A 12,333-nucleotide genomic window follows, 5' to 3' on the forward strand; every position below is an offset into this window, starting at 1 on the left:
GGCGTGAGGGATCTCAGCGGCCGAGGAACACCACTCCGCGGTAGCCGGTCGCCGACCACCGGACGAGGCGGTCGAGATCGGCGGCCCGCACCGGGAGCTCGTGGGTGTCGACCCAGGTCTCTCCCGTGTCGCGGTTGATCCACGGATCTTCGATCACGACCACATCCACGCCGTCCGACGCGTGCGCGAGCACCCAGTGGGGGCCGTGCTCCCCGTGCATCGGCTCTTCGTCGATGAGGAGGAGGGCGAGTTCCCCACCCGCGACGCGGCGGGCGATCTCCGCCACCGTGACACGCTCCGACGAGATCGGGATGCCGAGGTCTGCGGCGCGGCGACGCGACTCGGACTGCAACTCGGTGCGGAACGACAGATCGAACCCGCGATAGTCCTCCACGAGCACGGGCCCGTCGGCATCCAGCGCGACCTCCACGCGCCGCAGATCACCGCCGTGGCCGAGATGCTCGGCCGTGGCCACCGCGAGCCCCACCGGTTCGCACGCGGGGAAGTTGCTGGCGCGACGCCAATACTCCAGCTCCCGGTCACGGTCGTCCGCGTCACCCGTGAAGCCGCCGGCTCCCCGGAGGCCCGCCGCCATGAGCGCGGCGACGGCGCCGCACGTGAACAGGGTCGTCTGCGCGTAGTAGCCGGGCTCCTCGTGGGGCATCTCGACGAGCCAGCGCACGGCGCCGCTGGTGTCCTCGGTGCCGACGGCGCCGTGCGGTGAGCGTAGCGGCGCGAAGCCGGCGTTGATCGCCGCGCCGGGCACCTCTCCCGCAGTGCGCCACTTCACGGCCACGTCTCCTCGTGCGCGCGCGGCCTCGACGACACGGTCGAGCATCGCCGCGAGGGCCGAATCCGACGTCCACCACGGCTCCACCAGGGTCGTGGCCGCCGTCGCGGGCCTCCCGGTCGTGAGCACCGCGGCGACCGGTTCGTCCCCGGCGACGACGACCCACAGCTGTGGGAGGTAGGCGGACCGCGGAGCGAGCCAGCCGGCGACGCGGTCGGCACCGATGACACCGGCGAGGCCGGCATCGAGGGCGGCGCGGACGGCATCCATGCCTTCGTGGACGACGATGTCCACCGGGACGGCGAGGTCAGTCATGCGTGCTCTCCTGAGGGTGCGGCCGAGCCGCGGTGGTGCTCTCGCGGGCCGCGGCGGCCACGAGGGTCTGAGTGAACGGATGCCGAGGGTTCCCGAGCACGTCGGCGCAGTCGCCGTGCTCGACCACCTCGCCGTCCCACATCACCGTCACGGTGTCGGCGAGGGTGCGCACCACCGCCAGGTCGTGGGAGATGAACAGGATCGTGATGCCGCGTTCCTCACGCAGCCGCCGGAAGAGGGCGAGGATCTGCGCCTGCACGGAGACATCCAGCGCAGAGACGGACTCGTCGCAGATGAGCAGCCGCGGCCGGGGGGCGAGGGCGCGTGCGATCGCCACCCGCTGACGCTGTCCGCCGGACAGATCAGACGGCCGGCGTGAGGCGAAGGCGGGGTCGAGCCCGACGGTTTCGAGCAGGCTCGCGACGGTGTCGACGTCGGTGCCCGCTTCCGTCGAACGGCGCGTCCGGCGGGCGGCATCGAGCGCTTCCCGCAGGATGGCGCCGATCGTCATCATCGGATTCAACGACGAGTACGGGTCTTGGAAGACGATCTGCATCTGGTCGGGCGTGCGGGAGCGCCGCCCCGGCGGGAGGGCGGCTCCACCGAACGCGATCGTGCCGGCATCCTCCTGTTCGAGGCCGGCGATGCAGCGCGCGAGGGTGGACTTGCCCGAGCCGGACTCCCCCACGATGCCCGCGATCGCCCCCGCCGCGACGTCGAGATCGACCCCGCGGAGCACCTCCCGCTCGCCGAAGGTCTTCCCGAGACCGCGCACCTGCACGAGGGGGTCGGGGTCGGCCGCCGTCTCCGCGCGCACCCCCGAGCCGTCGGCGACTGGAGTGAGCGCCGGGTCGGCGGCGACGAGCGCGCGGGTGTACGGATGCTGCGGGCGCGTGAGCACGTCGGCGGTGCGGCCTCGCTCCACGATGTCGCCGTGGCGCATCACCAGCACCTCGTCGGCGCGCCCGCGCACGACGCCCAGGTCGTGGGAGATGAGGATGACGGGGAGGCCACGCGTGCGCTGGAGCGCACCGAGCGCGTCGAGCACCTCGGCCTGGTTGGACGCGTCGAGTGCGGTGGTCGGTTCGTCGGCGATCAGCAGCTGCGGGTCGCTCGCGACGGCGGCGGCGATCGCGACGCGCTGACGCATACCCCCGGACAGCTCGTGCGGATAGGCGCGGGCGACCCGCTCGGGAAGCTTCACCTCCGCGAGTCGGCGCGCCACGGCATCCTGACGCTCGCGTCCGCGCAGGCGCACTCCGCGGGCCGCTTCGATCGTCCACGCGATCTGATCCCCGCAGCGATGCACGGGCGAAAGGCTCGTGAACGGGTCCTGGAGCAGCAGCGCGACCACGCGGCCCCGGATGCCGGACCATCGGGCGGGTGGCGTCGCGAGGTCGATCTCGCGCTCGCCCACACTGAGGGTGCCGCGCGCGCGGAAGCCGCGCGGCAGGAGCCCGACGAGCGACTTGGCCGACAGGGTCTTGCCCGAGCCCGACTCGCCGATGACCGCCAGCATGCCACCGGCAGGGACGTCGGCGTCGAAGGGTGCGACGGTGTCGCCGCCCGGCCCGGTGACGGCCAGGCCGCGGATCGTGACGCCGTTCATGCGGCCGCCCCCGTCCGCGAGAGGCGCTCTCCGAGCCAGTCGCCCAGCACGTTGACCGCGCAGGCGACGAGGATGATGAGCAGCGCCGGGACGATGACGGCGGTGGGATTGTCGAACATGATGGCCCTGTTGTCGGTGAGCTGCCGTCCCCAGTCGGCGACGCCGGGCGATACCCCGACGCCGAGGAACGACAGCGAGGAGAACGCCACGAGCGCGAAGGCCGTGTTCAGCATGACGTTGGTGATCACGAGAGTCGACACGTTCGGCAGGATGTGGCGGAACATCACGCGCCAGCGCGACAGCGACAGCATCTGCGCCGCCTCGATGTAGGGGCGGGCGGTCTGCTCCAGCACCCCCGCGCGCACGATCCGGATGTCGGAGGGCGAGAACAGCACGATGAGAAGGATGACGGTCACGGCGTAGCCGCCGCCGAGCACCCCCGACACGACGATCGCCGCCAGAAGCACCGGCAGGGCGAGGAGCAGGTCGGTCCACCGACCGATCGCGAAGTCGAGCCAGCCCCGCTCGTAGCCGGCGAGGGTGCCGAGCACGATTCCGCAGAGCATGGACCCCAGGGCCACCAGCACGGGCCCGACGACCGAGGAGGCGGTGCCCGCGACCGTCATGGCGAGCACGTCGCGTCCGAGCTCGTCGGTACCGAGCGGATGCCCCTCGCTCCCCGCCGGGAGGAGGCTCGCCAGGATGTCCTGCCGCATGGCATCCGGGAACAGCAGCACACCCGTCGCCGCCAGGACGGCGATCACGACGAGGAACGCGCCGACGATCACCATCGCCCAGGGCGCGCGGCGGCGGGTGGGGGTGGAGATGAGGGCGATCGCGGCGGTCATGCGGCACTCTCCACGGCGACGGTCGGGGCGACGGACCGGGCGCCCGTGGCACGCACGCGGGGGTCGAGCACGAGGTAGGCGAGATCTGCCAGCAGGGCGATGACGGCGATCACGATCGCCACCAGAAGAGTGAGCGACTGGACGACCGCGATGTCCTTGAAGAGCACGGAATCCTGCAGCAGTGTGCCGAGGCCCGGCAGGGCATAGGTCGTCTCGGCGAGCACCGTGCCCCCGACGAGGAAGGTGAGCACGAGGCTCGCGCCCGTGACGATCGGGATGGCGGCGTTGCGCAGCGCGATGCGATGAACGGTCGCGTCGGCCAGACCTCGAGCCCGCGCGGCGGTGACGTAGTCGGTGGCCAGCTCCCGCAGCATCGCGGTGCGCGTCAGCTTGAGGACGATGGCACCCAGTCCGAGCGCGAGGGTCACGGCGGGGAGCACCAGGTGGTGGAGCGTGTCGAGCCCGCCGTCACCCGCGCCGTAGACGGGGAAGAGGGGCACGTAGTACGCCAGCCCGTACAGCAGGAGCAGCCCGACCGCGAAGGTCGGCGCGCTCAGTCCCACGATGGCGAACACGTTGGCCACGCGGTCCAGCACTCCCCCGGGGCGCACGGCGCTGCGCACCCCCAGCGGCACGGCGACGGCGAGCGCGAGCGCGAACGCGAACCCGCAGAGCGCGAGGGTGATGCCCAGGCGCGCCGCGATCGCGTCTGCCACCGGGATCTGCAGCCGGATCGACGTGCCGAGATCGCCGGTGACGAATCCGCCGAGCCAGCGCAGGTACTGCACGACGACGGGATCGTCGAGGTGGTACTGCGCCCGCACGGCCGCGACGGCGTCGGGGGTGACCGGCCGGTTGCCGAGCAGATTCTTCACGAGGTCGCCGGGGGCGAGGTACATGAGCGAGAAGATCACGATCGACAGCGCCAGCAGAACGCCGAGCGTGCCGAGCACGCGCACCGCGAGGAGCCGCCCCAGGGAACGGGCCCGCGCCGCGCGCGCTCGGAACACAGAAGTGGAGGTCACTCCGCCGCCCGGTACAGCTGCGTCGGCCACGACGAGATGAACGCGAACGAGCTGTAGTCGTTCATGCCCAGGTCGTTCGCGAACGCGGTGGCCGACTGACCCCACCAGAGCGGGACGTTGACGGCATCCTGCGCCTGCAGCGTCTCGGCCTCGACGAGCAGGTCGATGCGCGCCGCCGGGTCGGCGGTGGCACCCGCCTGGGCGAGGAGGTCGGTGACGGCGGGGTTGTCGTACGCGGCGGGGTTGCCGGCGCCCAGCAGGTAGCTCGGCACTTCGGCGGGGTCGCCGAGCGTCGAGAAGTACCACATGAGGTTGATGCCGTGGTCGCTGGAGGCGTCGAGGCTCGCAAGCCACTCCTCGATGGGCACCTCGCGCACGTTCAGGGTGATGCCGATGTCGGCGAGGTTCTGGGCGAGGGCCTGTGCGGCCGATCCCAGCTGCGGTCCCGTGTTCGGCGTGAGCAGCTCGGCTTCGAAGCCGTCCGGGGAGCCGGACTCCGCCAGTGCGGCGGCTGCGGCATCCAGGTCGAAGTCCCACTGCGGGATCGACGCGAGCTTCTCGCGGGCGGCGTCGGCGTCGTACGCCTTGCCGAGCGACTCGGGGGTCATGATGGCGGTCGCCGCTTCGCCGTGGCCGCGCAGGAGCGAGGACACGTACGCGTCGCGATCGACCGCGTGCGCGACGGCCTCCCGCACCTTCGGGTCGTCGAAGGGGGCGACGCTGGTGTTGAAGTAGAGCCCGACGTAGGAGAGGTCGTTGATGTAGTCGACCCGCATCGTGTCGAGCTTCTCCCACTGCGCGGCCTGCGCCAGCGGGACGTTGAACGCGACGTCGATGTCGCCGGACTGGGCGGCCAGCAGGCGGGTCGACTCGTCGGGGATGAAGGAGACCTTGATCTCCTTGACCTTCGGCAGCTCGCCCCACCACGTGTCGACGCGCTCGAGCGTCACGTGGGAGTCGGGCACGAACTCGGTCACCTGGTAGGGGCCGGTGCCCAGCAGCAGAGCGTCGGAGGTGCCGACCTTGCCATCGTGCTCCTCCCAGAACTTCTGCGACGTGATGAACGCGGCGCCGCCGCTGCTCATGTTCGCCGAGAAGGCCGGGTCGGGCGCGTTCAGGGTGATCGTCACCTCGGACTCGCCGGTCTTCTCGATCGTGTCGACGCCGCTCAGGTAGTACGCAAGTCCCGGCGAGGCCGTCTCGTCGCGGGCTTCTTCAAGGCTGAAGACGACGTCGTCCGCGGTCACCGGTGTGCCGTCCTGGAAGAGGGCGTCGTCGCGCAGTTCGTAAACGTAGGTCACGTCGTCGGTCTGCTCCCACGACTCGGCGAGCCCCGGCTGCACGCGGCCCTGCGCGTCGATCGAGACGAGACCCTCTTGCGCGATCGAGGCGATGTAGTAGTTCAGGATGCCGGCTTCCTGGCCGACGTAGAGGTTCGACAGCGACCCGGGGAGCGCAACCGCGATGCTGTCGATCTCCGCGCCGGTGTCGGCGCCGACGGACTTCTCGGGCGTGGGCGCGGCGGGGGTGGTGCACGCCGACAGCAGCAGCACGCTCGCGGCGGCTGCGGCGCCGGCGGCGGCCAGGCGGGTGGTGGGTGACGAGAGCATGGCGTCGGTCTCCTCTGTGAGGGTCGAGTCGGGTGTGAGTTGCGGTGTGCTCGGGTGGTGCGGTGTGCTCGGGTGGTGCGGTGTGCTCGGGTGGTGCGGAGTGCTCGGGTGGTGCGGAGAGAAGGTCTGCGGGGAGAGGGTCTGGGGGGCGAACCGGGCGCGGTGCCCCGTGCTGCGGCGACGCGCGTCGACGAGGGCGTCGATGTCGGCGGTCGAGGGGCGGTGGGTCGCGAGCAGCCGGAGCGCTTCGGCCACAGCCGGGATCGTGGCGGCCTCGACGAGCGTGGTGGCCACGGTGCGGCGGGTGACGGCCGGGGCGAGTCCGAGCATCCGCACGTTCGCCGGCATCCCGGCACCCGCGAGCGCACCCTCGGGGAGGAAGACGGTACCGACGCCGTGGGCGGCCAGGGCGACCGCCGCCGCGGGGAGCGACACGGCGACGTCGCCCTCTCTCGACGAACGGCCGATGAGGCGCGCGATCGGGTCGGTGCAGGTGCCCGCGCCCGTGACCCAGGGGCCGGTCGACAGGAGAAGCGGGTCGACGCGGCCGGCGACGGATGCGACGTCGACGGTGGTCAGCGCGACGATCTCCTCGGCGAAGAGGAAGATCGATCGAAGGCCCCGCCGGCGGGTGGCGGCGGCGCGGTCGTCGCGCGGCGCGACCTCGCTCGTGACCGCGATGTCGGCGCGACCGTCGCGGACCATCGCGAAGGCCTCGGCGGCGTCGGCGGCCTCGATGATCGTCGTCGCGACGTCGGGGCGGCTGGCCGAGAGGCGCCCCAGGGCGGGCGCGAGCGCCGGCGCGATGAGGTCGGCCGGAGCGGCGAACCTCACGGTGTCGGCGCGGCGACCGAGCACTCGGGCGAGCTCGGTCGCCGCGGCGGTGAGGCTCGCGTCGATGCGGGGGGCATGCGCGGCGAGAAGCTTTCCTACCGGGGTGAGGCGTGCGGCGCGCGCGGTGCGCGCGACGAGACTCGCGCCGAGGCGTGCCTCGAGGCGCTGCACGTGCTGTGTGATCGTCGGCTGTGAGAAGCCGAGCGACCGAGCGGCGGCGCTGATCGTTCCGGTCTGGTCGATGGCGACGAGGATGCGGAGCGAATGCACGTCGAGGGCGCGGGTGAGGGCGTCGACGTCGATGTCGGTGGGCACTCCCCCGGGTGCGTTCTCTTGCTCCATAGGGGCATGCTATTCATGTCTTGATTTCGATGGTGTAACAGAATGTCTCGATCTGACACGCGGCGACACACCGTGTCGCAGAGTGGGACCACACAGACCCGGGAGGCCCGATGGACGACCAGCACGGCGACGACCGCGCGTGGCGCGAGAACCGGGATGCCGCGGTGTGGGGCGCGTTCGGGATCGCCTCTCTCGCCGCGACGCACTGGCTCGACGGCACGCCGCGCACCTTCGACGGACTGCCCGGACATTGGCACGCGGCGGACGGCGCAGCGATCGGCGACCTCGAGGGCGGCACCATCACGCTGCGGCCAGGCGAGGAGCTGCACCGCGGCGACCTGCTCCTGCGCGGCTTCGCACGCGACGGGATGATCGCCGTGCGCGCGCTCCATCCCCGCGCCGCGGCGGAGCGCGGCATCTCCACCATCGATCGCTTCCCCTACGATCCCGACGCCGTGCTCCGCGGGGTCTACCAGCCGACACCCGCCGGCGCGGTGACCACCGTCTCGGTAGACGGGCATCGCTCGACCGCGGTGCGCGACGGCATCCTGGCCTTCGAGTGGGAGGGAGCCCTCGTGAGCCTCGCCGTCGACCGGATGGACGACGGGTCGCTGTTCGCCGTGTTCGCGGATGCCACGAGCGGCGCGGAGAGTCACTACTTCCGGCAGTTGCGCACGGCCCCGCCCGACGCCGACGGCACGGTCGTCGTCGACCTCAACCGCGCCACGTTGCCGCCGTGCGCGTTCTCCGACCACTACGTGTGCGTGCTTCCCGCGCCGAGCAACCGGCTGGGCGTTCCCGTGCGGGCCGGCGAAGCGCTCGTGCGCTGACCGCCGTCGGCCGAGGTCAGCGCACCCGGGCGGTGGCCTTCGAGGACTTCGCGACGGTCGCGTAGTCCGACTTCTTACCGGTCACCTTCACCGTGATCGTCTTTCCCCGCAGCGACGAGGACAGCGTCAGCGTCGACTTCGTCGCCTTGCTGATCGCCTTGCCGCTCGCGTACCACTGATACGAGAAGGTCGTCCCCGACGTCCACGTTCCCGACTTCGCCGTGAGCTTCTTGCCCACGGCGGCCGTGCCCGAGATCGACGGCGTACCGGCGGTCATGACCTTCGCCGTCGACGACGACGTGTGCGACGTGGTCGTGTACCCCTTCTGGGTGCCAGTGACCTTCACCGAGATCTTCTTGCCGGCCAGCGACTTCGTCAGCGTGAGCGTTGACGATGTCGCCTTCGAGATCGCCGATCCGTTCGCGTACCAGCGGTAGGTGAACGTCGTGCCGCTGGTCCACGTGCCCTTCTTGACCGACAGCTTGCTGCCCACCGCGACCGTCCCCGACACCGCGGGCTTCGCGGATGCCAGCGTGCCGGCGGCGACCCTGGCATCCATGGTCCAGCCGGTGCTCTCCCACGTGTCGTAGGACTCGGGGCTCGTGGCCGGGCGGGTGCGCCCGAACACGGAGACGCTGATCCGCTTGCCGAGTTGCGAGGAGGTGAGCGTCAGCGACGAGCTCGTCGCGTTCTTGATGGGCACGTCGTTCGCGCGCCACTGGTAGCGCACGGCGGTTCCGGCATCCCACGATCCGCGCGCGGCCTTCAGCGTCTTGCCGACAGCGGCGGTGCCCGTGATCTTCGGGTAGATGAGGATGCCGTTGGCGTAGTCGAAGTCCTGGTTCACCCCGGTGAGCTGCTGCTGGTGTGCGAGCGTCAGGATCGTGGCCGACTGCTCGCTGGGCTTCTGCTCCCAGTACACGGCGCGGCGGCACGACCAGAGCCACCCGTCGCCGACCTCGAACTCGCCGCATCCGCCCTGGCCGCCGAAGGACACTTTGTACGTGTCGGCGGGGAGTCCCACGATCGTGTACGCGCCGCTCGCGGCGATGTCGAAGTCGCATGCGACGGTGTCTGTGCTCTGACCGAACGCGCACGCCGCGGCGATCTCGCTCGGACCGCCGGCGAGATACTCGGTGGACACCGTGCCGCTGATGGTAGCGCCCGCAGCCAGCGTCGCCGCGACTCCCCCGCGCGCCTGGCCGGCGGCCAGCGCGATCGTCGTGGCGGCATCGAGGTCGGGCTTGTCGTCCCAGTACTCGGCGAGATAGTTCTGCCCGTCGGCCGGAGCGAACTGGAGCGTGTAGTCATCGGCGGCGAGCCCCGGGAACGAATAGGTGCCCGAGGCATCCGTGGTCTTGCTCGTGACGTAGCCCCAGCCCCCCGACTCCTCCGCGAAGAGCGTCACGTAGGCGCCCGCGATCGGTGCGCCACCCTCGGCACGCACCGTGCCCGAGATGGATGCCGTGTCGGCAGCGGATGCCGGAGCCGCCGACCCCGAGACGACCAGCGCCGCCAGAACGATGGATGTGACGGCCATGACCGTGGACTTCGCGCGCGCGAGCGTTCCCATGCTTCCCCCCAGAAGCCGCCGCGCTCCCCAGCAGTTCACGGCAACGTCGCCACGCTATCGGCTCGGCGGGCGCGACGACAAGCGCTCGCTAGGGTCGAAGTATGCAGGAAGTCACCTCTCTGACCCCGCTCGTCTCGGCCATGTGGCTGTCGGTGGCGATCCTCGCGGGCGGCTACGCGCGCACGCGCAACCGCTCCCCGTGGTTCTGGTTCCTGCTGACGGCGTTCCTCGGGCCGATCTCCGTGTTCCTGCTGGTGGTCTGGCCTGCGCTTCCCGCCCGGACTCCCCCCGCCTGAGGCGCTCGCGTAGGCGCGGGTTGCGCCACCTTCGCGTGGCGCGCCGTGGAGAACGTGGCGCAAGCGGTGGCATCCCGGCTCGCCTAACCACCGATTGCGTCACATTCGCGCGGCGCCGAGTGGAGAACGTGGCGCACGGTGCGAGTGTCAGGAGTGCGAGGGCTCGGCGGGGGCGAGGTTGTCGCGCGCCCAGGCGCCGAGCTGATCGAGCACGGGGAGCAGGCGGCGTCCGGCATCCGTGAGTTCGTACGACACCGAGACCGGCGGGCCGGCGTCGACGGAACGGGCGGCGAGGCCGGCGGATGCCAGTTCGGCCAGCCGATCGGACAGCACCGTGTCGCTGATGCCCGACACGGCACGCCTCAGCCCCACGAACGTCGTGGCGCCGGAGCCCAGCGACGACAGGATCATGCCGTTCCAGCGCTTGCCGAGCACCGAGAAGGCGAGCGTCACCGCGGCGTCGCACGCGGTGTGCTCAGCGTCGGGCGTCGGTTCGGGCACGACCCCAGAATACCCGTGCTAGAGTCTCGCTAGTCGCTCTGCTTTTCTTAGCGGCTTTGATTTCTTGATAGGAGTGTCATGTCGCTGTTCCGCCTGGATGCCAGCATCCTCCCCGCTTCGAGTGCCAGCCGTTCGCTCGCCGACCTCGTGGAGCAGGAGTGGGTCGCCGCACACCCCGACTCCACGGTCACCCGGCGCGACCTCGCCACCGACCCGGTGCCGGCGACCGCCTGGGCAGACGTCGTGACGGCGAAGTTCGTGGCCGACGACGAGCGCACCGAACGCCAGCGCGAGGCGCAGGCTCTCGCCACGACGTTCGCGGACGAACTCATCGGGGCCGACGCACTGCTGTTCGCGGTGCCCCTCTACAACTACGGCGTCTCGCAGCACTTCAAGGCCTGGTTCGACCTGGCCTACACCGATCCGCGCATCGACCCGCAGGGCACTGCTCTCCGCGGCAAGCCCGCCACCCTCGTCACGGTGCTCGGCGGAAACTATGCACCCGGCACGCCCAAGGAGGGCTGGGATCACTCCACCGGGTGGCTCCGCCGCGTGCTCGAGGACGTCTGGGGCCTCGACCTGCGGGTCGTGGAACGCCCGTTCACGCTCGTCGGTGTGAACCCGGCGCTGGATGCCTTCACGGATGCCGCAGCCGCCCTCAAGGCGAAGGCCGAGGTCGAGGCCGTGGCTTACGGGCGCGAGCTCGCCGCCGCGAAGGGTGAGTCCGCCGCCTGACGCGCGGGCTGTGGTGGCGGGCTTAGCGGGCCGCGGGGAGAAGGTGGCGCAACACGCGGCATCCCACCCCGCGTAACCACCGATTGCGCCACATCCGCGCGCAGCCACGTGGAGGAGGTGGCGCAAGGTGCGGCATCCCACCCCGCGCAGCCACCGATTGCGCCACATTCTCGCGGCGGCGGCGAGGGGCTGGCGCACGCGCGGCGCCGCGAGGGGTCAGGATGCCGCGGCGTCAGACCGCACGCGCCGCACCAGATCGCCGACACCACCGGACCAGGGGGCGCCGTGGCCGGGGAGCACCCACGCGGCATCCACGCCCTCGAGTCGTGTGAGCGCGTCGAGTGCTCCGGCGGGGTCGTCGGTGAAGGGGGCGGGCTGCGGGGCGACGCGACCGGTGGTGACGTGACGCGTGGTGAGCGCGTCGCCGACGAAGAGGGCGCCGACCGACGGGACATGGACGGCGATGCTACCCGGCGAGTGACCCGGCAGCGGGATGATGCGGGGCGCGCCCGGGAGGTCGAGAACGGTCTCCCCCGCGATCTCCACGACCTTCGTGAGGTGGTGCGTGCGTGCGCCGCCCTTGCGGAGCGAGTAGCCGAGGAAGCCGAGCGTGGGGAGCAGTCGCATCTTCGGCCAGGGCGTTGCGGGCGGCTTCTCGCCGCGGGCGCGGCCGGCGTCGGCTTCGTGGACGTACACGGCGACGCCGTGGTCGCGACGCAACCGCTCCGCGAAGCCGACGTGATCGCTGTCGCCGTGAGTGAGGATGACGCCGCGGATGTCGCTCAGAGATCGCGCGAGGGATGCCAGTTCGGCGCGGAGGTCGGCCCACATGCCGGGGAGTCCGGCGTCGACGAGCGTGACGCCGTCGTCGGTGACGACGGCGTAGGCGGCGACGATGTCGTTGCCGATGCGGTGGAGTCCGGGCGCGAGCTGCATGGGTCCCTCCGAGGGAGATTCGAGTTGATAGCTACAGTCTATAGCCATCAAGGCTACTGTCAATAGCTATAGTGGATGGGACAGCGAAA

At 71.2% G+C, this 12,333-nt stretch carries 11 protein-coding genes; 3 read left to right on the forward strand and 8 right to left on the reverse strand.

Features of this window, described 5'->3' with window-relative positions:
- Positions 1-13: 13 nt before the first annotated feature.
- The 5 genes from P0Y48_06865 to P0Y48_06885 are packed head-to-tail and all read right to left on the reverse strand — an operon-like array spanning position 14 to position 7,373.
- Positions 14-1,105 carry a peptidase C39 family protein gene (locus P0Y48_06865; protein ID WEK14905.1) on the reverse strand — a complete coding sequence of 364 codons (1,092 nt, stop codon included), beginning with the start codon at positions 1,103-1,105 and terminating at the stop codon, positions 14-16.
- On the reverse strand, positions 1,098-2,714 hold the full coding sequence (locus P0Y48_06870; protein WEK14906.1) for an ABC transporter ATP-binding protein: 1,617 nt from the start codon (positions 2,712-2,714) through the stop codon (positions 1,098-1,100). The genes P0Y48_06865 and P0Y48_06870 overlap by 8 nt, the downstream gene beginning before the upstream one ends.
- On the reverse strand, positions 2,711-3,562 hold the full coding sequence (locus P0Y48_06875) for an ABC transporter permease (GenBank protein ID WEK14907.1): 852 nt from the start codon (positions 3,560-3,562) through the stop codon (positions 2,711-2,713). Before P0Y48_06875 ends, P0Y48_06870 begins: the two co-directional genes overlap by 4 nt.
- A complete protein-coding gene (locus P0Y48_06880; GenBank protein ID WEK14908.1) occupies positions 3,559-4,587 on the reverse strand; it encodes an ABC transporter permease in 1,029 nt (342 codons plus the stop codon). The genes P0Y48_06875 and P0Y48_06880 overlap by 4 nt, the downstream gene beginning before the upstream one ends.
- The gene (locus tag P0Y48_06885) at positions 4,584-7,373 is read right to left on the reverse strand and encodes an ABC transporter substrate-binding protein (protein WEK14909.1); all 2,790 of its coding nucleotides are present in this window, start codon (positions 7,371-7,373) and stop codon (positions 4,584-4,586) included. The genes P0Y48_06880 and P0Y48_06885 overlap by 4 nt, the downstream gene beginning before the upstream one ends.
- A 110-nt stretch (positions 7,374-7,483) precedes the next feature.
- On the opposite strand from P0Y48_06885, the gene P0Y48_06890 reads away from it, so the two are divergent.
- Positions 7,484-8,203, forward strand: coding sequence for a DUF1684 domain-containing protein (locus tag P0Y48_06890; GenBank protein WEK14910.1), 720 nt, complete (start codon positions 7,484-7,486; stop codon positions 8,201-8,203).
- Positions 8,204-8,219: 16 nt separating this feature from the next.
- Here the strand turns inward: P0Y48_06890 and P0Y48_06895 are convergent, their stop codons facing one another.
- A complete protein-coding gene (locus P0Y48_06895) occupies positions 8,220-9,743 on the reverse strand; it encodes a carboxypeptidase regulatory-like domain-containing protein (GenBank protein ID WEK14911.1) in 1,524 nt (507 codons plus the stop codon).
- A 134-nt stretch (positions 9,744-9,877) separates the two neighbouring features.
- On the opposite strand from P0Y48_06895, the gene P0Y48_06900 reads away from it, so the two are divergent.
- Positions 9,878-10,072: a hypothetical protein gene (locus P0Y48_06900; protein ID WEK14912.1), complete on the forward strand. Its 195-nt coding sequence runs from the start codon at positions 9,878-9,880 to the stop codon at positions 10,070-10,072.
- A gap of 147 nt (positions 10,073-10,219) precedes the next feature.
- Here P0Y48_06900 and P0Y48_06905 read toward each other — a convergent pair whose 3' ends face one another.
- The gene (locus tag P0Y48_06905; protein ID WEK14913.1) at positions 10,220-10,573 is read right to left on the reverse strand and encodes a helix-turn-helix domain-containing protein; all 354 of its coding nucleotides are present in this window, start codon (positions 10,571-10,573) and stop codon (positions 10,220-10,222) included.
- 78 nt (positions 10,574-10,651) lie between these two features.
- Between P0Y48_06905 and P0Y48_06910 the strand changes: the two genes are divergently transcribed.
- On the forward strand, positions 10,652-11,308 hold the full coding sequence (locus P0Y48_06910) for an NAD(P)H-dependent oxidoreductase (GenBank protein WEK14914.1): 657 nt from the start codon (positions 10,652-10,654) through the stop codon (positions 11,306-11,308).
- A gap of 216 nt (positions 11,309-11,524) precedes the next feature.
- Here the strand turns inward: P0Y48_06910 and P0Y48_06915 are convergent, their stop codons facing one another.
- A complete protein-coding gene (locus P0Y48_06915) occupies positions 11,525-12,244 on the reverse strand; it encodes an MBL fold metallo-hydrolase (GenBank protein ID WEK14915.1) in 720 nt (239 codons plus the stop codon).
- Between the last annotated feature and the right edge of the window lie 89 nt (positions 12,245-12,333).

The sequence above is a fragment of the Candidatus Microbacterium phytovorans genome, assembly GCA_029202445.1.
Classification (GTDB): domain Bacteria; phylum Actinomycetota; class Actinomycetes; order Actinomycetales; family Microbacteriaceae; genus Microbacterium; species Microbacterium phytovorans.

Coding starts and splice junctions, on each gene's coding strand:
- P0Y48_06910 (WEK14914.1), top strand. CDS start 10,652: ATGTCGCTGTTCCGCCTGGATGCCAGCATCCTCCCCGCTTCGAGTGCC.
- P0Y48_06890 (WEK14910.1), top strand. CDS start 7,484: ATGGACGACCAGCACGGCGACGACCGCGCGTGGCGCGAGAACCGGGAT.
- P0Y48_06895 (WEK14911.1), bottom strand. CDS start 9,743: ATGGCCGTCACATCCATCGTTCTGGCGGCGCTGGTCGTCTCGGGGTCG.
- P0Y48_06900 (WEK14912.1), top strand. CDS start 9,878: ATGCAGGAAGTCACCTCTCTGACCCCGCTCGTCTCGGCCATGTGGCTG.
- P0Y48_06885 (WEK14909.1), bottom strand. CDS start 7,373: ATGGAGCAAGAGAACGCACCCGGGGGAGTGCCCACCGACATCGACGTC.
- P0Y48_06865 (WEK14905.1), bottom strand. CDS start 1,105: ATGACTGACCTCGCCGTCCCGGTGGACATCGTCGTCCACGAAGGCATG.
- P0Y48_06875 (WEK14907.1), bottom strand. CDS start 3,562: ATGACCGCCGCGATCGCCCTCATCTCCACCCCCACCCGCCGCCGCGCG.
- P0Y48_06915 (WEK14915.1), bottom strand. CDS start 12,244: ATGCAGCTCGCGCCCGGACTCCACCGCATCGGCAACGACATCGTCGCC.
- P0Y48_06870 (WEK14906.1), bottom strand. CDS start 2,714: ATGAACGGCGTCACGATCCGCGGCCTGGCCGTCACCGGGCCGGGCGGC.